The following is a 20721-nucleotide window of genomic DNA, read 5'->3' on the forward strand; positions in this document are numbered from 1 at the left end:
TGAATTGTAACAACTACATGTAAGGTGGATTTTAACCCAAAGGGCACTTGTTACCAGCTTAAATCAATAGGATCTATATCAACCGACCAACGTACTTTTGACTGCCATTCGTTGTTGGGTATTAATTGTAACATTTGATTAATAGCCATATGTAAATGCTTACGGTTTTTGGATTGTACAATAAGATGGAAACGATATTTACCGCCACGCTTCTCCATTGCTGCAGGTAAAGGACCTGCAAGTTCACATCCTTCATAACGAACAGCACATATTTCACGAAGAAATTTATCAGGATAAGAAGGGTAGTTAGCTTCGGCTCTAAACAAGGCTTGAAAACCAAAAGGTGGTAAGTAAGCTTGCTTGCGTTCCGTGAGTGCATATTCAGCGAAATGCTTATAACCATTATTCACTAAATCTTGTAATAGAGGATGTTCAGGGTAACCTGTTTGTACAAGCACTTTACCTGGCTTACTTTCACGACCAGCCCGACCTGCAACTTGTACAAGTAATTGTGCCATGTGTTCAGCGGCTCTGAAATCGAAACTAAATAATGCACCATCAATATCCAACATCGCAACCAGCGTCACATCAGGAAAATGATGCCCTTTAGCGAGCATTTGAGTGCCTAATAATATTTGATGTTTCTTTTCAGTTACTTCTTGTAAGAGTTTAGCTAACTCACCTTTTTTACGTGTGCTGTCTCTGTCTATTCTTACGCTACTCACATCAGGAAATAAATCACTAATACGCTGCTCTAGCTGTTCAGTGCCTTGTCCTAACGGTTTTATACGAACACTGCCGCAACTGTCACACTGAGCGGGTACACGTCGTTGACTGCCGCAATGGTGACACATCAATAACTGTTTACTTTGATGCAAGGTGTAAGGCTTATTACAGCGTTTACAATCAGCAATCCAATGACACTCTTGGCAGTTAATCGCTGGCGCGAATCCTCGTCTATTTAAAAATATGAGAACTTGTTCGCCTCTCGCAATCGTTTTTTTAATTTCGCTTTTTAATGTGTCTGATAAGCCATGCTCCATTTGATGCTGAGCAATATTAATTAACTGAATTTGAGAGGCACTACTATTTCCCGCACGATTGAGTAATTGATGATAATGATATTTACCTGAAAGGGCGTTATGTAATGACTCTAAACTGGGTGTTGCACTGCCTAATATAATTGGAATATCTAACTGACGCGCTCTTAAAATTGCCATGTCACGTGCGTTATATCTAAAGCTGTCTTGCTGTTTGAAAGAACCGTCGTGTTCTTCATCAATAATGATCATGCCTAGCTGATGCAAGGGAGTAAAAATAGCAGAACGTGTGCCTATAACAATGGCTGAGCTACCTCGTTGTGCTTCAAGCCAGGTTTGTAATCTTTCATTATTGTTTAACCCTGAATGATGTAAATAAATAGGCACATTAAAGCGCTGTTCAAAACGGTTAAGTGTTTGTGGTGTTAAACCAATTTCAGGTACAAGTACTAACACTTGTTTATTAGCGGCTAGTACATTTTCCATTGCTTGTAGGTAAACTTCAGTTTTACCACTACCTGTAATGCCATCAATAAGATGACAAGAGAATTGCGTATTTGTTTGTTCAATGGCCGAAAGAACTATCGCTTGCTCTGTTGATAGAGTGAGCTTGTTGTCTGTATTTAAGGCTGAATCTATCCATTCAAAAATAGTCGGTTGGCGTTCATGCTGTTCAATTAAACCTTTCTTTTCGAGTGAGGTTAATTGTGACTTTATATAACCTAGAGTACGTAACTCTGCCCATGTAATAGAGAGATGTTTATCGATGAGTTGAAACAGAGAATATTGTTTCGCGGCTTTGGTTTTTAGCTTTTCTAATACGTTTTTATCAGCTTGTTCAGAAGCAGCCCAAACTAAAGGAAGTGATACATCAGGTTGTTTGATTTGTCTTAACAGTACAGGCAGAGCTTGCTGTAATACATCACCAATAGGGTGGTGATAATAATCAGAACAACGTTGTAAGAATTGTAATAAAGGCGCATCAAAGTGAAAATTATCAACAACACGACTGGTGATACTTTTAAGCTTCTCTATTGGTTGTTCAGTGTGCTCACTTACCGATAAAACCACACCTATAACTTGCCTAGGACCAAATGAAACAGCAACACGCTCGCCAATATTGATAGGCGTATCGGTTAGATTAGGCGGTACAATATAGGTAAATAACTGGCGCAACGGAACGGGTATAGCTATTTGTACAAAACATGGAGTTCCTGATTGTGTCACGAGTTACTACTTATCATTGAATAATGCTTTATTTTGACGTTTAAAATCACGATTGCCAAGTTTGAAACGAATAAAAGATTTAATTAATAATAACTTGTTACTTTTGTGTGTTTTTACGGCATTATATATTGCGTAATAGTCATAATTAAATTATTATGCGCATCCAAATTATTTAACTCGTATGGTGCTTGGCAGCAATTTGACTGATCAAGTGGCGATACGGCCTTACAGAGGTAAACCCCATGAAAGACGGTATTCATCCAAATTATGCAGAGTTCAAGGCAACTTGTTCTTGTGGTAATGTTATAACAACTCGTTCTACAGTAGGTAAAGATCTTCACCTAGACGTATGTTCAGAGTGTCACCCATTCTACACTGGTAAGCAAAAAGCTGCTGAGACTGGTGGTCGTGTTGATAAATTCAACAAACGTTTTGGTGCTCTTTCTAAGAAGTAAGCTTTCTTATAAAGGTAACATTATTAGAAAAAAGCGCCCTAGGCGCTTTTTTTATGTCTGCTATTTATGATATTCATAACATCAGGTTTGGTATTAGTTAAATTTAGCACTGAAATATCATCTGATTTCGAATAACTTATATTCTTCTTTTTAGGTATTTCTGCTACATTAGTCACCATTCAATTTTCCCCATTCCCTCATTCATCAAGGTAAGTAAATGGCAGACCGTAAGCCCGATAAATTTTTTAAAGACAGAAAATTTAAAACCGATAGCCAAATGGATGAGCTTAAGGTTCCACCACATTCATTAGAAGCCGAGCAATCTGTTTTAGGTGGCTTGTTACTTGATAATGAAACATGGGACCGTGTGAGTGAAAAAGTGGTTGCTGCCGACTTTTATAGCCGTTCACATCGTATTGTTTTTGAATGTATTGGGGCTTTAATTGAATTAGGCGAACCGGTAGATTTAATCACACTTTCTGAGAGTTTAGAGAACGATCAAAAGCTAGACTCTGCTGGCGGTTTTGTTTATCTCGCTGAGATGATGAAAAACACGCCAAGTGCTGCCAACATTGTTGCTTATGCTGAAATTGTAAGAGAAAGAGCGGTTACCCGCGAAATGATCAGCGTAGCTAACGAAATTGCTGAAGCGGGCTACGATACTCAAGGTCGTTCAAGTGCAGATTTACTCGATTTTGCTGAAACTAAAGTTTTTGCGATAGCCGAAAAAAGAACAAACAAATCTGAAGGTCCAGCTTCACTTAACTCAGTGTTAGAGAAAACAGTCGACCGTATCGAAAAGCTGTGTTCGTCTCCAACCAATGGTGTTACTGGCGTTTCTACAGGCTTTACTGACTTAGATAAAATGACTGCAGGTTTACAAAAATCTGACTTGATCATTATTGCAGCACGTCCATCTATGGGTAAAACCACATTCGCGATGAACTTGGCAGAAAATGCAGCGATGACCTCAGATAAACCTGCTTTAATATTTAGTTTAGAGATGCCTGCAGATCAGATCATGATGAGGATGCTTGCCTCGTTAGGTCGTATCGATCAAACTAAAATTCGTACCGGTCAATTACAAGATGAAGATTGGGCACGCCTTTCTTCAACCATGGGATTACTCATGGAAAAAGGTAAAATGTTTATTGATGATGCTGCCGGTTTAACACCTACAGAAGTTCGTTCAAGAGCAAGACGTATTCATCGAGATCATGGTGGTATTAGTATGATCATGATTGATTATCTTCAACTGATGCGTGCGCCTCAATTCTCTGATAATCGTACCTTAGAAATTGCAGAAATATCGCGCTCTCTTAAAGCTTTAGCGAAAGAATTAGAAGTACCTGTTGTTGCTCTTTCTCAGTTAAACCGTAGTTTGGAGCAACGTGCAGATAAACGTCCAATTAACTCAGACTTACGTGAATCAGGTTCGATAGAGCAGGATGCCGATTTAATCATGTTTATTTATCGTGATGAGGTATACAACGATGATTCTGAGTTTAAAGGCATGGCTGAAATTATTCTTGGTAAACAACGTAACGGTCCTATCGGGCGTGTGCCATTAACTTTCCAAGGTCAATTTTCTCGCTTCGATAACTATGCGGGTTCGCATGTGCTTGAAGAAGATTAACCCTTAGATGTTGAATGTTGAACAATGAGTATACGTACAGCTACTGCGATTATTGATTTCCAAGCGTTAGCCCATAATTACAAAATCATTAAATCTTACGCGCCTAACAGTAAAGTATTAGCGGTATTAAAAGCGAATGCTTATGGTCATGGTCTAGAACGTATTGCTAAAGCTTTACCTCAAGCGGATGCTTTTGGTGTAGCTAGGCTTGATGAAGCTATTGCTTTGCGTAAGGCTGGAATTTTTCAGCCTATCGTTTTATTAGAAGGCTTCTTCTCTCCTGATGAGCTCACCTTACTGTCTGAATATAATTTAGAAACTATTATTCATAGCAAAGAACAACTTGCAGCTATTGATAAAGCTCATCTAGATTCGCCAATTAAAGTTTGGCTGAAAATTGATACAGGTATGCATCGCTTAGGTATTTCGCCTGCAGACTTTACCTCTTTTTATCATGCGTTAGAGCAGAGTAAAAATGTTCAGAGTGACATTATATTAATGAGTCACTTGGGTTGTGCTGATGACTTAAATGATAGTACAACGGCAATTCAGCTTAATGTATTTAAACAATTAACAAGCTCGAAGCATGAATGCTCGTTAGCTAATTCTGCGGGTATATGTGGTTGGCCTGAAACGCATTTTGACTGGGTAAGACCTGGCTTAATGTTATATGGCGTTTCACCTATGTTACAGCCAAGCGATCAGAAGAAAGCTCTGCAACCAGTGATGACACTGAAATCGAGTCTTATTTCCATACGACGTATAAATGAAGGCGATTCTGTTGGCTATGGAAGTTTTTGGACAAGTGCTAAAGACACCTACATTGGCGTTATTGCTATAGGTTATGGTGACGGTTATCCTCGCCATGCTGAAAATGGTACACCTATTTATATTAATGGCAGGATCGTACCTATCATTGGCCGAGTATCGATGGATATGATAACTGTTGATTTAGGTGAGGGCGCAGCTGGAAAAATTAACGATAAGGTTGGAGACGAAGCAACCTTATGGGGTGTTGAACTACCAATTGAGCAAATTGCCATGCGCGCTACCACGATCCCGTATGAGCTTTTATGTAATATCAGTCGAAGAGTCCATATCACTATTAAAAAATAGCATGACTATCTTTAATACTAGCTTTATTGAATTCGGATATTACTCAGATTAACTACTCACCATTAATTGTTGCCACTAATGTTCTCGAGCTAGCATGATTTCTATGTTCACCTAGATAAATTCCTTGCCAAATACCTAAATTTAACTCGCCATTAGTAATGGGAATAGTAATGTTATTACCAAGTAAGCTGGTTTTGATATGAGCAGGCATATCATCACTGCCTTCATAAGTGTGATCATAATAAGGCGCATTCTCTGGCACCATAACATTAAAGTGTTTTTCCATATCTGTACGGACGGTAGGATCAGCATTCTCGTTAATCGTTAATGACGCAGAAGAATGTTTAATAAATAAATGAAGTACCCCAACCTTTATCTGTGCTACTTCAGGTAAATGGTTAATAATGTCATGAGTGACTAAATGGAAACCTCGTTTTTTCGCACGCAATGAAAACTCAACTTGTTGCCACATATCGACTCCTTTTATTTTCGTTAATTTACACTTAGTGTTTGAGTAAATGTATCTACCATAAGTGTAATACCAAACGGATTAAATTCTCGCCCTTCGGGAGCTCATTAGCAAACTGATAACATCACAAAATTAAAAAAATATAGAATAACTATGTTTAATCAATTTTACTTGTTCTAAGCTTGCTAATGTAGCTCTAAGTTGCTCAATAAATTAATCCGTTTGGTATAAAAGTGTTATTCAGTTTTAAAATGTTACAAAAGCCAGATATTAAAAAACCCCAGTGAAATCAATGAGGTTTTTAGGCGTTTAATAAAGGTTTTTTAGGATTATTTGTTAAAGCTAAACTCGATATAAGCTTTACCAAGATCACATGACAATGGAATAATAACGATAGGACCATCAGCTTTATGGCTGATTGTGTGGTTTTTACCTGATACTACAACAGGTGTTGCCATATCAAATTCAAAGCCTTTCTCGCTTAACATACGTTTAGCGCCACCAGTAACCATGTTAGTGATTTCACCGACTAAATCGGTAATTTCTTCATTAACTTCGTCTGGACCTTCGCCCACCATTTTTTTCATGGTAGCAATAGCTAAAGCGCCTTCAAAAGTAATAGAAAGAGAGCCTTTAGTTTGTTCACTTACCATTCCAATAAGTCCTGAAACGTCACCCATAGCAACTTCACTTTTTTTAAGTCTCGGTTTTTCTGGGGTTAATTCCATCTGCGCCATCGTTGACATCACGTTTAGCATTGACGATAGAAATGGGTTGATAAACTCTACATTCATTAAATATTTCCACGACCTTTATTAATCTTTAGTACTGATTTTGCACGGAAAATCAGAAAATGTAAATCAGTACTTACAATTATATTTATTCGAAAACAGCTGTTGTTTCAGTGGCATTAAAGGTGATACTGCCTTTAATTTTTATACCTTGAAAGTTAAGTATGTTGATTTGCTTAGGGTAAGTATTGACGAGTAAGTCATTTTTTACCAATAAACCCGTTAATAAACTTTCAAATGGTGCTTCTTGATAGATATAAATATTGCCACTTTTAACTTCTATTCCTATCCAGTTGAGCTTCACTTGCTTATCTAAATGTTGTAATGAAAAGTGTGCTTCAACATAAGATTGAATAAAGCTCTCATAGTTTTTATGTTCAGGAGAAAAGTTAATTTGTTGCTGTTCTGCAATCGAATTTTCAACATCGTGTGTTGTAAATTGATGAATAATTTCGATTGTTTTAGTTGAACCGTTTAAGGTTAGATCAGTCATTCCAAAGAAATAAGTATGAGCAGAAGCGATTGACGCAACTGCCCATAATAGAACTACTGATACTAATTTCAGTAAGTTTTTTATCATTACTTACTAGATTCTTTTTCAGCTTCTTCTATATCGTCACTCGATTTTAATTCTTTATTATAGTCACGCATCATGTCGCTCTTCTTGCGTTTATATAAATCGAAACGAGATTTGATAGGACGCGCAGGCCAGTAATTGTTATTCACATTTACATCTGCTGTTTCCCAGTTAGGATCTATCGCTATACCTGTAATTTCTTTCTCAGTAATAATGAGCTTAGATACTTTGTCATTATTTTTACGCCAAATTTCAGCTGGAATTCTAATGTTTTCTTTTGTGCTATCAGCATAAGTAACTTCTAATAATATTGGCATAACTAAGCCACCAATGTTTTCAAAGTCGAAAATGTAGAAGTTACTTTCATTCGTCAGTAATTCTTTTTCCCAGTCTTCTAATTTATTGTGCATTGCATTGTATTTATTACGCGCAGCATTTGTTGCTGTGAACTTGTCGTGCTCGTTATAAAAATCTAGAAGTTCAGGCTTATCATCACTGCGTAACCAATGACCTTTGTTACGAAGGTCTGAAATAAACGTTGGCTTTTCATTTTCTAAAGCACGTTCCCATGCTTCTTCAGTATCTGGGTTTTGACTATTTGGACGGTATAAATGAATGTCGCCTAAAGCAATATCAACGTGATCTGTTGTGTAAAACCAACCACGCCAGAACCAATCAAGATCTACGGCTGATGCATCTTCCATTGTTCTGAAGAAGTCTGCAGGCATAGGACGTTTGAATTTCCAACGTTGTGCATATTCCTTAAAAGAAAAATCAAATAATTCACGACCCATAATAGTTTCACGTAATATGTTTAAAGCTACTGCTGGCTTGCCATAAGCATTATTACCAAACTGTAGAATAGACTCTGAGTTTGTCATGATAGGCACTTGGTTACTGCTTTTCATGTAAGACGTCATATTGGCAGCATGGCCACGTCGAGAAGGGTAGTTTTCTTCCCAAGATTGCTCAGCTAAAAATTGTAAAAACGTATTTAAACCTTCATCCATCCAAGTCCATTGACGTTCATCAGAGTTAACAATCATAGGAAAGTAGTTATGTCCTACTTCATGAATGATAACGCCAATTAAACCGTACTTAGTTGCACGTGAATAGGTTTTTTCACCTGTTTTCTTATCAAGTGTCGGACGAGGACCATTAAACGTGATCATCGGATATTCCATACCGCCAACAGGACCATTTACAGAAATAGATACAGGGTAAGGATAAGCAAATGTGTATTTATTATATTGTTCCATAGTATGGATAATGGCTTCAGTTGAATACTTTTCCCATAAAGGATTACCTTCATTTGGATAGTAAGACATTGCCATGGTATCTGTACCACCCGCTTTATAGCCTTGAGCATCCCAGATAAACTTACGACTTGATGCAAACGCAAAATCTCTTACGTTTTTAGCTTTGAAGTGCCATGTTTTTTCTTTAGTAGAACGAGATTTTTCGTTTTCTAAAGCTTCATCTGGTGTGATGATTAAAACAGGCTTTTTAGCTGTTTTCGCTTTATCTAAACGGCTTCTTTGCTTGCTCGTTAATACTTTCTTAGGGTTTTGTAATTCACCTGTAGAAGCAACAACATGATCAGCTGGCACTGTAATTTTTACATCGTAATCACCAAATTCTAATGCGAACTCACCGTTACCTAAAAACTGTTTGTTTTGCCAGCCAACTGCATCGTAGTAAGCAACGGCTCTTGGAAACCAACTTGCTACTTCATATAAATAATTGTCGTCTTCTTTAAAGTATTCATAGCCTGAACGACCACCTAATACTTTTTGTTCTTGTAAGGCATAAGTCCAATCAATATTAAACTCTATGTCAGCACCAGATTTTAATGGCTTAGGTAAATCAATGCGCATCATAGTACCGTTAATGGTATACGGTAATGCTTTATTGCTTTTATCTGTAACTTTTAATATACGGTTACCGCCATCGAATTTCTCTGTTTCAATAGCACTTCGTAAGCCTTTATAAGTGATTTTTTTAGCAGGGGCTGTACTAGTTAACTTGTAGTCTGAGGCTTTGCCCATTCTATTTTGATCAAGCTGTATCCAAATGTAGCGAAGAGTATCAGGTGAATTGTTAGTATAATTTAACGTTTCGCTACCTGTTAACTCTTGGGTCTCATCGTTTAATTTAATTTCAATTTCGTAATCTACTTCTTGCTGCCAGTATTCGTGGCCAGGCGCACCTGAAGCTGTTCTATAAGTATTTGGCGTTGGTAGTATTTCTTCTAGCTGGCGAAACTTTTGGTCATCAATCGTGTTTTGAGCGATAACGTTGTGGGATGTTGCTATGGTCAAACACAATACTATAGAGCGGAGTGACAAAGAGGGTGTGAATTTCATAATATACCTATGAAGTGTTTACAGAGTAGAACGTAATATGTTTACCTCATTTTTAAGCCTTTAATACATGATATTAAAGGATAAAAATAAGGTGATAGCTAATAATAGCTTAACGTAGGCGAAAGCCCAAAGGATTATTCAGGTTTTATTGGCAGCTTTTGCACGTGCCGTGTGCTTCAACAATTTGGTGGCTTATTGAAAAACCATGAGTATCGGCCATTGTTCTTAAAGAAGAATCTAGATCATTCGATTGTATTTCTTCTACATAATCACAAACATCGCAGATAAGTAGCTGAACAGGATGACTGCATTCGCTGAAGTGGTGACACATAACAAAAGCGTTAATCGATTCTATTTTGTGAACAAAACCTTGCTTACCTAAAAAGTCTAAAGCTCTATAAATAGTGGCTGGCTTAGCTGATGAATCAATTTTTTTGAGTTGATCTAACAAGTCGTAAGCGCCTATTGCACCTTCATGCTCAGCGAGTATTTTAAATACTTCTTCGCGAGCTGTTGTGAACCTTGCTCCGCGAGTTTGGCAGACATGTTTTGCTTGTTCTAATAAATCGTCAGTAAGCATATTTTTCATTGTTATAGGTAAATTGCCCCACAAGTTTACCATAGTGATGGAATGCGTCTAGATGAATTATAAAGGGATGTTTTGTTCAATGAATTATAAAGTTAATAATACTCAAAAATAGGCTTTGATTTTTACTTATAAAAGCATGAAATAAAATATGTAAATATTCTTTTTTTAAACACAATATTGATCTAATCGTATGAGTTTACCTATTTCATATTTATCATATTAAAGCTGTTTATACATTAATATTGTGCTGGTAATGTATACAATATGCTGATTTAAAAGCCTTTTATGTGTCGTAAATATTTACACTCTAGGTTAACAGTATATTAACCTTTGGTTAACATATGAATTATGTTCTTTATAATCAGGTGCTTAATATTTATGGTGTGTTTCTTGCTTGTTTTGTCATGTTATAGATAGGTTGGCGCTACATTTTTACTTAATATGCGCTAATTATTAATAACCATATACATTTGCAATTAAGCAAAAGATTAATGAATTTTAGTGGTTCATAAAAGAGCTGCTTTATTAATATAAAGGACGAAAAATGAAAACTTTTTTAACAGCTGGCGCTTTATTACTTGCTAGCTCACAAGCATTTGCTGGTGTAATAGTAGAAACAGCTTCTTATGGCGTACAAGGAAGCACTACTGACTTAGCTATTGGCTTTGGTCTTAATGAAACAGTTACTATTAACCCTTTTGATTCTTCTTTAGGTAACTTAACGGGTGTTTCAATTAATGTTTACAGCCAAATTGATACTGCAGGTCAATCAACAAATGACAGTGGTCAAAATGGACAAAGCCAATTTCAATTTAACCTAAATGGTGCTTGGGATGTTTCTTCTACAGTTGGCGATTATCAATTTGCTGGTTTTGGTAATGTATTCACTGAAACTGATCTAGATCATCAAGCAAATGAAGTTTTTGATTACGGTCAATTAACTGAGTTTCAAGCTGGTACTATTACAGTAGCTGATTTTTCTGCTTTCACATCAGCAGTAGATTTTACTTTTGCTATTTCTGCTTCAAGTTCTTTTACTAACATCGTACCTGGTGGTAGTGCAGAATTTACAAATATCATCGACTCTGCTTCATGGGGTCAAGTTGAAGTGACTTATACTTTTGATGCTGCTCCAGATCCATCTACAGTACCTGAAACAGGTTCTTTAGCTATATTTGGTTTAGGTCTTGCTGGTTTTGCATTAAGCCGTAAAGCGAAGAAATCTGCATAGTTAGCTATTAACCATGCAGTTGAAGATATTATTTAACGAAAGTTAATAATACTTTTATGAAAGCACCATAATTTATGGTGCTTTTTTTGTTTAAGTCCTATCATCCTGTTTAGCACTGCATTTCACTTATATTGTTAAACAATTGCTTCGCCTTTAGCAGGCACACTAGTCGAATCCCTTATAAGACGCTCTTAATTTTTCCCTTCATTATTTTAAGAAATTATCTCTCATTAATTTATCAAACTGTTCTTGTGTAGTAGTAAGTCGGTTTGTACATTCGTGCTTATTTTATGTTGTATTCATTATGCTGAGCTTGCTTTATTTAGTTCTGTTTATTGTATTAAGTATACAAGAGTATGATTTTAAAGTATTTTTGTGTCGGAAATATTTACACTTTAAATTAACGAATTATTAACATATTGGTTTATTTGTTATAAATCATGCATTTGTTCTTTTGGCGTGTTCTTTGCAGATCACTAAATATGTTAGAGATATGTTAGCTCTATAGATAAAGATTAAAATTCTATTAACTATTTATAACTACATAGACAATTGCAATTAAGCAAAATAATTGAATTTTGGTAGTTCATATGAGAACTGCTTTTTTAAAATAAAGGACGTAAAATGAAAAATATTTTAACAGCTGGAGCATTATTACTTGCTAGTTCACAAGCATTTGCTGGTGTATCAGTAGAAACAGCTTCATTTGGTACTCAAGGAAGTGTTGATGACGTTACAATTGGCTTTGGTCTTAATGAAACTGTAACGATTAACCCTTTTAATACTGCTTTAGGTAATTTAACGGGTGTTTCAATCAATGTTTACAGTCAAATTGATACTGAAGGTCAGTCAATGAACAACAGTGGTCAAGACGGACAAAGTCAATTCCAGTTTAACTTGAATAGCGATTGGACTGTTTCTTCAGCAGTTGGTAACTACCAGTTTTTAGGTTTTGGTAATTTATTTACAGAAACTGATTTAAACCACGAAGCAGATGAGATTTTTGATTACGGTCATTTAGATTCTTACCACGCTGGTACTATTTCAGTTATTGACCTTACTTACTTTACATCTGCAGTAGATTTTACGTTTGTTATTGGTGCTTCAAGTTCTTTCACTAACATCGTACCTGGTGGCAGTGCAGAATTTACAAACATCATTGATTCTGCTTCATGGGGACAAGTTGAAGTAACTTATACTTTTGATGACGCTCCAGACCCATCTACAGTACCTGAAACAGGTACTTTAGCTATATTTGGTTTAGGTCTTGCTGGTTTTGCATTAAGCCGCAAAGCTAAAAAAGCAATATAGTTAACCTGAAAACCGGATAAGCAATTATGCCTAATATTGTTATTTAACCGTCTTGTTATACGGGCTAAATCCCAACATTAGGAGAAAAGTAAATGATATTTTTTAGTGAAATCATATCGTCTTATTTTTAAGTCATATGAATCAATAAATTAAAAATTTATTATCCAGAGTTCAGGTTAGTTATCAATTAACTAACGATAAATCTGAAGTGTTATTTAATGTAAATTGAATAGTGACTTTATGAGAAGCACCATAATATATGGTGCTTTTTTTTGAGTAAAAATTGAGTATTGTCCCAAGATCATTTTTATTTCTCATTTAGTCTTTCATGCAAAAGCTTTTAGTTAATGAGGCTTTTTAGTCTTTTAACGACCACAATATCTTAATCTCTTGCAACATTGCTTTAATAACAGGTTCTTCTTTTTTATGGAGGTTGATAACAAAATACAGAGGTATTTCAAAATCTAACTGAGGCAGTATTTTTACCTGTTTCAATTGCTCTGCGGCTTGCGCTTCTTCTAATTCTAAAAAGCTCAATCCTTGTCCTGCTTTAACTAATTGTAACCTCGTATCGTCACTACTTGTTTGCAAGTTAGCTTTCTTGAATTGTTTTAAACTCGATTTTAACCTTTCATCAAAAGGGCAATATTTTCCCATCGTTATCCAAGCATCTTGAGCTAATTCGGTAATCAAACTGTCTTTATCTAAAGTAGAGTCTATCGGTGCAATTGTTGTGATTTTTTGATGTTTAATAAACACAGCAAATAATTCATCAGGCACATCATCGTAAATATAAGCGCCACCAATCGTATTGTTTAATAAAGCTTGGATCGCTGCGCCCGTTGAAAGTGATTCTATATTGAGATGAATTCCTTGGCAGTTTTCGCTTATATTATTTAACAAAGTAGGCAACTGTAACTGATTCGGAGATTGATTCATTGAAAGACTAAACTCACCAATTATCTCACTTTGATTTTCAACGGCTAAGTTAACCATATCGATGGCTGAATCTAATGTTTTCTCAGCTTTAGGTAGTAACAACTTACCTTTGTCGGTGAGCGACATACCTTTGCTTGAACGGTTGAATAATGGCGTTTTAAGTTCTTCTTCAAGGCTTTTTATATGAGCACTTATTGCAGGAGGTGTTGTGCAAAGATGTTTAGCGGCAGCGGTAAGGTTTCCCGTTTTGGCTACGACTACAAACGAACGCAGATGATAAAATTCCATTATTCACTCTTTCTTTAAATAGGTTCTAGTCAATTAACCCTATTTTGGGAGGGAGAATTATTTACTGCCTATACTATAGCGAATAACGCCTTTCAGTAGCATTCATAAATCATGAATACAGACTTCATATTTTATGAATGGCTAAGTTTTTCTGATTTCTTTACCTTATATCTATCTTAATAAAATTAAGCTAATTTGCTAGAGCTCAATCAAGCTTTGCTTTAATAGTAAACCACAATACAAGGAAACACTTATGTTATCATCTAATGCTCTTGAATTTACACCCGCTCAAAGTGATGTAGCCAATGCTTTTTTCTCAAACAAGTTAAGCTTTGAAACTGATTGCTCAGATGTTTATGCTGATATTAAATCAGGTAATAACAATTACATATTATTCGATGTTCGCTCTGCAGAAGCTTACGAGAAAAGCCATGCTATTACTGCATTAAGTATGCCTCACGCCAATATAACGCAAGAGTCTTTTGCACAATTTGATAAGCAAACTGTCTTTGTTGTTTATTGTTGGGGCCCAGGATGTAACGGTGCAACTAAAGCGGCTAAAAAAATATCAGCTTTAGGTTTTCCCGTAAAAGAGATGATTGGCGGTATACATTACTGGGAAGATTTTGAACGCTATCCTGTTAATCGATATCAAGCCAATGCTCAGGTGTAGAATGTTGTGAATAATACGACAATTATTCGAGAGGCTACAAAGCATGACGCTGATCAGCTTTTAAGGCTTTTCGAAAAACATGCCGAATATGAAGGGCATTCATTGTTATCAACAGAACAAGCTGCGTCAGATAAGTTGAATATGTTAAAAAACTTATCTGATACGCCACTTATCCTTTTTGTTGTTGCTCAAGGCTCTGAAATTAAAGGCTACATGAGCTTACTAAAGCAATTTTCTACATGGGATATGGATTATTACTTGTATATGGACTGCTTATATTTATTGCCAGAGTTACGTGGCGAAGGTGTAGGGAAGTTACTGATGGAATATTGTAAAAGTTATTCGCATCAGCATAAATTGTTAGAAATACAGTGGCAAACTCCAGTTGAGAACATCAAAGCTATTAACTTTTATCAGAATTTAGGTGCTCAGCATAAAGCTAAACTCAGGTTTTTCTGGGAATAGCTTAAGCTTTGCTGGTTTATGACTTTACTACTATCGCTAAACCGAAAGACAATAAACCCAAGCCACAAAGTTGACTTAGCCTTTTTTTCATATTGCTCAATTTCTTCTGTAATGCTTTAGAGGTGAAAGCGATTGATACTAAACAAAACCATAGCCCGTGGAGTATGGCTATATATAATCCATACAATAAAGCGAAACTGTTACTACTTGAGTCAGGTGAAACTAACTGGCTAAACAAGCTAATAAAAAACAACATCGTTTTAGGGTTAAGCGCATTACATAAAAAGCCTTCAATTAAATACTTCAAAGGCATTTTAGTACAAGTGCTTTGCTCTATTTCATCCACTTTATTACTTGCCGTTATGATGCTTTTTATACCGATATAAATTAAATAGGCTGCCCCTGCGTACTTTATTACATTGAAAAGCACTATGTTCTGTGAAATTAAGTAACTGATCCCCAACATTGAATAAGTGATATGAAAGCCAATAGCTAAACTTATCCCAAACGCTGTAAGTATGCCTGCTCGTCTTCCTGAGTTAATACTATTCTTAAGTACTAGAACGAAATCTGCACCAGGGCTTAGTACAATCAATAAACCAATAACCGCCAAACTTAATATTTCCATCAAACTTCTTATCTTATCTAAAATTATGTTTAGATTGTATCTACTAATTTTGCTATCTATAATCGATTTTAAGTATATTTATATGTGAGAAAAAGTAACGAATGAGGCATTTAAAAGCATTTCATATCTTTAATGTTGCAGCACAAACATCAAACTTTAGTGAGGCTGCACTTTCTTTATGCATAACTCATGGAGCGGTGAGTAAACAGATCAAAATATTAGAAGACTATTTAGCGCTTAAATTGTTTTACAAACAAGGTAGAAATGTTCGTTTAACACCTGAAGGAAACCTACTTAAAAGTTACACTTTTGAGGCATTTCAAATGCTAGATAAAGGTGTTAATAAATTATCTGAAATACATCAAACGAGTCTTAATGTTTCTTGCGAGCCAACATTAACGATGCGCTGGCTAATGCCGAGAATGTCTGGTTTTTATGAACAAAACCTCAATATGGATATAAGGTTATCTACAGCAGGAGGTTCAATTAATCTTGATAGTAGTGATTTATCTATGGCAATTAGACGTGATGACTTTGAATTTCCAGCACATTATAAAAGCATACATTTAGTTGATGAATGGATTGGCCCTGTTGTTTCACCTGAGTATTGGAAACAGATAAAAGGAGATCTAAAAAAGGTAAAACTAATTCATAGTGATACACGACAGAATGCCTGGTTAAATTGGGCAGGCAGTACTGATAATTTATCTATATTAAAAAACCCATCTCAAAACTTTGCTCACTTTTACTTTTGTTTTCAAGCGGCAGTTGATGGTTTGGGTGCTGCGTTAGGCTCATATCCATTAGTGGTTGATGATTTAAAAAGAGGAAATTTAATTGCTCCTTTCGGTTTTGTACCTTCAGGTCATCGTTATATTTTACTAGGACAAGATAGTATTATGGATAATGGGTTAAGCCAAAAATTCATAATGTGGATACAAAATGAATTAATGCAATGTATACCCGCTGATACCGATTCAGAGACAAGTTAATCCTCTCATTAAAAGGAACGATAAATACAAATAGCTTTTCAATCTTTCGAACATATGAGTACACTATTTACTTAATTAGACTATATTATTTAAATGAGTATTTTCTAGACAGAAAAAAAATTAGAAGGAAAATCATGAATAGAATAAATAAAGTTTTCTCAAGTATTCTCGTATTGTTATTTGTTGAGTCTATTGCACTTGCCTTTGTTAATGGTACATATATGGAAGCATTCATTATAGGGCTTCCAGCGATGCTTGTTCCTCTATTAATGATGAAAAGTGCCCCTGATGCAGCTTTAACTAGGCATGCATCTGCTATTGCAGTGATGATATACGCTGCTCTTCATATACATCAAATGAATGGTTTAATAGAGGTTCATTTTGAAATCTTTATTTTATTAGCCGTATTGATTATTTATAGTGACTGGAAAGTGTACTTTTCTGCTGTCGCTACAATAGCCATTCACCACTTTTCATTTTATTTCATGCAGTCAAATGGTATGAACATCTTTGTTTTCGATCAAGATCGATTATTATTTTCAACGGTTATCATTCATGCCGTATATGCCATCGTAGAAGCAGTTATAGCGGGGTTTATCGCAAAAACTTTGTATGATGACAGTCAAGTGGGTAAAGAGTTAGCGCAAGTAACTGAAACATTAGTTGAAAATGAAAACTCACTTGATCTCAAACTGAGAGCTGACGCTAATGGTAATGTGATTTTAGAAGGCTTTAATCAACTCTTATTCGTACTAGATAACGTGGTAACAGGTGTAAAAAGTCAGGTTGAAGATTTTAAGGTGAATGCTAGCCATTTAAATACCGCAAAGAATGAACTCGAAACTTCTGCATGTAATAGACAACATGAAACTGAAATTATCGCTTCATCCCTTGAAGAAATGGCTGTCACTGTGGCTTCAATTGCTAAAGATACCACTACGTTAAATGACCGAATGATAGCAGCAAGCCAATCTACTCAAACCACCAACCAATATTTTGAAGAAATTAATACCAAAAATGATGAATTGACCAATGCTCTGAATAGAACCAGTGATGAAATTTCAGCACTAGCAAGCTCAAGTGATGTTATTACGAATGTACTATCTGAAATAACCAGTATCGCAGATCAAACCAACTTACTTGCACTAAATGCAGCCATTGAAGCTGCAAGAGCAGGGGAGCATGGCCGAGGTTTCGCCGTAGTTGCTGATGAGGTGAGAACTTTAGCCAACAGAACCAAAACAAGTACAGATCAAATCGGAAATACATTAACTAAGCTTGCAGGGTATTCTAAATCTTCTACTCACCTAATGAGTGAATGTTTGAGTGCTATCGATATGGTGATTTTAGTGGCAGATAAAGCCAATAAAGAAGTTATGAATGCTTCGCAATTAGTCTCTTCATCAAGTGATATTGCTCATTCTGTTGCTGCTGCAGTTGAAGAACAGTCAGCTACAACGAATGAGATCGCCAAAAGCACAGAAAGACTAAGCTCACTCGGTAAAGATGATGCATTAAAAGTTGAAGTATTAGCTAAAGAAGCAGACGAGATATCTGAAGCCGTCGTTTTATTAGAGGCGAGTACGGCTCGTTTTAAGTAAAGCCTGAGCTGGATAATCACTTTATCTATAATGATAAAAGCTAGAGTTTTGTGTAAATTAAAACTCTAGCTGACTATTATTTGTTATAAACTTTTAGCTGTACTTAAGCTCTATGGTTTTATTTATTCATACCAATCAGCGGCGACCTGAATTGGCGTAGGATCTTCTTTTGTCGACACCCAGACAACCATCGCTGTTTTTTCTGTATCAACGTTCACAATAGGAGGGAAAGGCAAATCAATAACGCTAGATGATTTATTATTTACAATCATTTCCTTTTGCTGATAACCAATTACTACAAAGTCGTGATTTAACAAACGCCTATTGTTTTCACCTGCTTTTACTTCCGTCTCTATACCAAAACCTAATAAGGCAACATGTGCGATTAACTTGTTGTCAGAGGCGGGATCAAAGTTCACTTTAACCTTCGTCTCATCAATAGTGGCAGTTAACGTGTTTGGCGATTTAATATTAGCTGCTGGAAAACCTTTACCTCTAAACCAACCTTGCCAGCCCTTACCATCGATTATAAACCCAGGTGTCGCAACAGTTCTGCTATTACCAAGTTTGGCATAGGTTCGTTGTCGTCGAGCAAATTCAGGGGAGGAAAAAGGGTCTTTCCACCCTAAATAATCCCAGTAATCAACGTGGAAGTTAAGTGGAATAATGCTCTTCCATAGTTTTTCATGATCTGTAAATTGTGATATCCATTCTTCTGCAGGCGGGCAGCTGCTACAACCTTGAGATGTATATAACTCTAAAAAATAGGTCTGTTCATTTGTACTTGAAATTGTCACAGGCTCTGCCACAGCGCTTTTCACATTGACCAATATGCTTAACGCAATAAGTATCAGGTGTATTGACCTAATGGGTCTTTTCAATAACATGTTGTCTTCCCGTGAGTTAATACTAAATAACATCTTAAATGAAATGAGTTGATATGAAATCACGAAAAGTTCACAAAATTATCACGTTTTATCGACGTACAAAGCATCATTGATTGGGTAGAGTTAAAAGGTAGCGGTAACTATTAGCCTTGTTTTTTAGCATAGAGCAACAACGCTGATCTCTAATTTTTTTCGTACACGGGTGAATGATACTCTTTAAGTGTTATCCCAATTATTTCGAACTTATAGCTGAACATAGGTATATGGTTGTAGAAGATGGTAAATCTTCAGAGATAATTTTTGCCACCTAAGATTTAGGTTGGTAGCTAGTTTTGCTTATCAATTTATTGAAAAAACAATCTCCCCTAAAGCCTAAACTCCCATCATACCTTAGTAAATCAACTTTTTTTTCGATTATTCTTAGTAACGGTGCTTTTCCTAAAACTCAATATAGGTTTAGGGTTAAATTTGATAATTCATCAGCAGACTTTAGTTATAACGATCTAGCCAAACTCAATTATGAATTAAAACCAATTAATGATTGTACTGTCTTGGTTACAGGTTTTGATTTCAATGATTATGTTATGTGTGAATCTTCTGATAATGATAATTGGTTTGAAAAAACTTTTAGTACTAATAAAGGAAATTCGTACAGGGAACCATCAAATAACGTTTTATTTTTCGCATGTTGGTAGCCGAGAAGATACAAACTCTATTCTAATTAATTATTTTATCCTTTATTTTTGAGCGTAGCGAAAATAAATTAAGGATAAAATAATAGATAAAAAATGGGTTAATTGTTGACTCGTTATTGAATAAACAAAGTGTGTTAGAGGGCTTTATTGCTATAAGTTTCGGTACGTGATTTCTCTATAGCCCTAGCTTTATTGATTACTTGCCCTTGTTCTGACGTTGTAATAAATAATGGCAGTTCTAAAGCACATAAATAACCATCCTCTGTCTCGTTAACGTCTTTTGGACAAATAATTTGGGGATATGTCTTTAACTCTGAGGGATTACTCGACTTATGCTTTTTCATGTTTTTCTTCCATGTATTTAAATTATAAATATTATTATAGTCTCTTGACTTTTTATTATTAAAATTTTTTTGAATAAAAATAGTACTGACATAACTCATTGATTTTAAATGACACCCGTATAGCACTACGGGTATAAAGATAAATTTTTTTTATATTTAGAATCTTTTTATTCACAAGCGAATCTTATAACACAAATAGAGTTGTACCACTTTTCGTACTATTCTGTTGACAGTGTTGTACTATATGTTGTACTATTTCTCTTAGGGTGGCTAACCACCCTAAGAGAAATCACTCAAGAGGTCAATTAATAGACCGTGAGTGACTATTTCAAACAATAACACTAGGAGAAAGGTAAACTTTATCAATAACTTTACTTTGTAAAGACTGATAAATTCAGAAT

General features: G+C 35.6%; 19 protein-coding genes. 9 read left to right on the forward strand and 10 right to left on the reverse strand.

Features of this window, described 5'->3' with window-relative positions; all coding sequences use genetic code 11:
• Positions 1-50: 50 nt before the first annotated feature.
• Complete coding sequence (priA, locus tag ACPUVN_RS18725; protein WP_426369627.1) at positions 51-2267, reverse strand: primosomal protein N'; 2217 nt, start codon at positions 2265-2267, stop codon at positions 51-53.
• A 242-nt stretch (positions 2268-2509) separates the two neighbouring features.
• Between priA and rpmE the strand changes: the two genes are divergently transcribed.
• From rpmE to alr, 3 genes are all read left to right on the forward strand, one after another.
• Positions 2510-2722 (forward strand): 50S ribosomal protein L31, encoded by a 213-nt coding sequence (rpmE, locus tag ACPUVN_RS18730; protein ID WP_426358807.1) that lies wholly within the window; start codon positions 2510-2512, stop codon positions 2720-2722.
• Between the two features lie 217 nt (positions 2723-2939).
• Entirely contained in the window at positions 2940-4358 is a 1419-nt protein-coding gene (dnaB, locus tag ACPUVN_RS18735; protein WP_426358806.1) for a replicative DNA helicase, read from the forward strand.
• Positions 4359-4388: 30 nt separating this feature from the next.
• A complete protein-coding gene (alr, locus tag ACPUVN_RS18740) occupies positions 4389-5474 on the forward strand; it encodes an alanine racemase (RefSeq protein ID WP_426360514.1) in 1086 nt (361 codons plus the stop codon).
• A 52-nt stretch (positions 5475-5526) separates the two neighbouring features.
• Here the strand turns inward: alr and ACPUVN_RS18745 are convergent, their stop codons facing one another.
• From ACPUVN_RS18745 to zur, 5 genes are all read right to left on the reverse strand, one after another.
• On the reverse strand, positions 5527-5946 hold the full coding sequence (locus tag ACPUVN_RS18745) for a secondary thiamine-phosphate synthase enzyme YjbQ (RefSeq protein WP_426358805.1): 420 nt from the start codon (positions 5944-5946) through the stop codon (positions 5527-5529).
• Between the two features lie 326 nt (positions 5947-6272).
• Complete coding sequence (locus ACPUVN_RS18750) at positions 6273-6737, reverse strand: chemotaxis protein CheX (protein ID WP_426358804.1); 465 nt, start codon at positions 6735-6737, stop codon at positions 6273-6275.
• A gap of 85 nt (positions 6738-6822) precedes the next feature.
• Positions 6823-7314: a DUF6702 family protein gene (locus tag ACPUVN_RS18755; RefSeq protein WP_426358803.1), complete on the reverse strand. Its 492-nt coding sequence runs from the start codon at positions 7312-7314 to the stop codon at positions 6823-6825.
• Positions 7314-9677, reverse strand: coding sequence for a M1 family metallopeptidase (locus tag ACPUVN_RS18760; protein WP_426358802.1), 2364 nt, complete (start codon positions 9675-9677; stop codon positions 7314-7316). Before ACPUVN_RS18760 ends, ACPUVN_RS18755 begins: the two co-directional genes overlap by 1 nt.
• 145 nt (positions 9678-9822) lie before the next feature.
• Positions 9823-10257 (reverse strand): zinc uptake transcriptional repressor Zur, encoded by a 435-nt coding sequence (gene zur, locus ACPUVN_RS18765; RefSeq protein ID WP_426360513.1) that lies wholly within the window; start codon positions 10255-10257, stop codon positions 9823-9825.
• Between the two features lie 553 nt (positions 10258-10810).
• Here zur and ACPUVN_RS18770 point away from each other — a divergent pair.
• Together ACPUVN_RS18770 and ACPUVN_RS18775 are read left to right on the forward strand one after the other, a co-directional pair.
• Positions 10811-11497 (forward strand): choice-of-anchor E domain-containing protein, encoded by a 687-nt coding sequence (locus ACPUVN_RS18770; RefSeq protein ID WP_426358801.1) that lies wholly within the window; start codon positions 10811-10813, stop codon positions 11495-11497.
• 624 nt (positions 11498-12121) lie between these two features.
• Positions 12122-12808, forward strand: coding sequence for a choice-of-anchor E domain-containing protein (locus ACPUVN_RS18775; protein WP_426358800.1), 687 nt, complete (start codon positions 12122-12124; stop codon positions 12806-12808).
• A 357-nt stretch (positions 12809-13165) separates the two neighbouring features.
• Here ACPUVN_RS18775 and ACPUVN_RS18780 read toward each other — a convergent pair whose 3' ends face one another.
• Positions 13166-14035, reverse strand: a complete 870-nt coding sequence (locus ACPUVN_RS18780; protein WP_426358799.1) for a LysR family transcriptional regulator — start codon at positions 14033-14035, stop codon at positions 13166-13168.
• Between the two features lie 253 nt (positions 14036-14288).
• Between ACPUVN_RS18780 and ACPUVN_RS18785 the strand changes: the two genes are divergently transcribed.
• Both ACPUVN_RS18785 and ACPUVN_RS18790 read left to right on the forward strand, forming a co-directional pair.
• Positions 14289-14708 carry a rhodanese-like domain-containing protein gene (locus ACPUVN_RS18785; protein WP_426369628.1) on the forward strand — a complete coding sequence of 140 codons (420 nt, stop codon included), beginning with the start codon at positions 14289-14291 and terminating at the stop codon, positions 14706-14708.
• Positions 14709-14714: 6 nt separating this feature from the next.
• Positions 14715-15173, forward strand: coding sequence for a GNAT family N-acetyltransferase (locus ACPUVN_RS18790; RefSeq protein ID WP_426358797.1), 459 nt, complete (start codon positions 14715-14717; stop codon positions 15171-15173).
• A gap of 16 nt (positions 15174-15189) precedes the next feature.
• On the opposite strand, the gene ACPUVN_RS18795 is transcribed toward ACPUVN_RS18790, so the two are convergent.
• Positions 15190-15801, reverse strand: a complete 612-nt coding sequence (locus ACPUVN_RS18795; RefSeq protein ID WP_426358796.1) for a LysE family translocator — start codon at positions 15799-15801, stop codon at positions 15190-15192.
• Positions 15802-15902: 101 nt separating this feature from the next.
• Here ACPUVN_RS18795 and ACPUVN_RS18800 point away from each other — a divergent pair, with 101 nt between their 5' ends.
• Both ACPUVN_RS18800 and ACPUVN_RS18805 read left to right on the forward strand, forming a co-directional pair.
• Positions 15903-16793: a LysR family transcriptional regulator gene (locus tag ACPUVN_RS18800; RefSeq protein ID WP_426358795.1), complete on the forward strand. Its 891-nt coding sequence runs from the start codon at positions 15903-15905 to the stop codon at positions 16791-16793.
• A gap of 134 nt (positions 16794-16927) precedes the next feature.
• The gene (locus ACPUVN_RS18805; RefSeq protein WP_426369629.1) at positions 16928-18394 is read left to right on the forward strand and encodes a methyl-accepting chemotaxis protein; all 1467 of its coding nucleotides are present in this window, start codon (positions 16928-16930) and stop codon (positions 18392-18394) included.
• Positions 18395-18516: 122 nt separating this feature from the next.
• Here ACPUVN_RS18805 and ACPUVN_RS18810 read toward each other — a convergent pair whose 3' ends face one another.
• Together ACPUVN_RS18810 and ACPUVN_RS18815 are read right to left on the reverse strand one after the other, a co-directional pair.
• Positions 18517-19191, reverse strand: coding sequence for a DUF1223 domain-containing protein (locus ACPUVN_RS18810; RefSeq protein ID WP_426358793.1), 675 nt, complete (start codon positions 19189-19191; stop codon positions 18517-18519).
• Positions 19192-20110: 919 nt separating this feature from the next.
• A complete protein-coding gene (locus ACPUVN_RS18815) occupies positions 20111-20320 on the reverse strand; it encodes a hypothetical protein (protein WP_426369630.1) in 210 nt (69 codons plus the stop codon).
• Positions 20321-20721 lie beyond the last annotated feature (401 nt).

The sequence above is a fragment of the Pseudocolwellia antarctica genome, assembly GCF_049933045.1.
In the GTDB taxonomy this organism is placed as follows: domain Bacteria; phylum Pseudomonadota; class Gammaproteobacteria; order Enterobacterales; family Alteromonadaceae; genus Pseudocolwellia.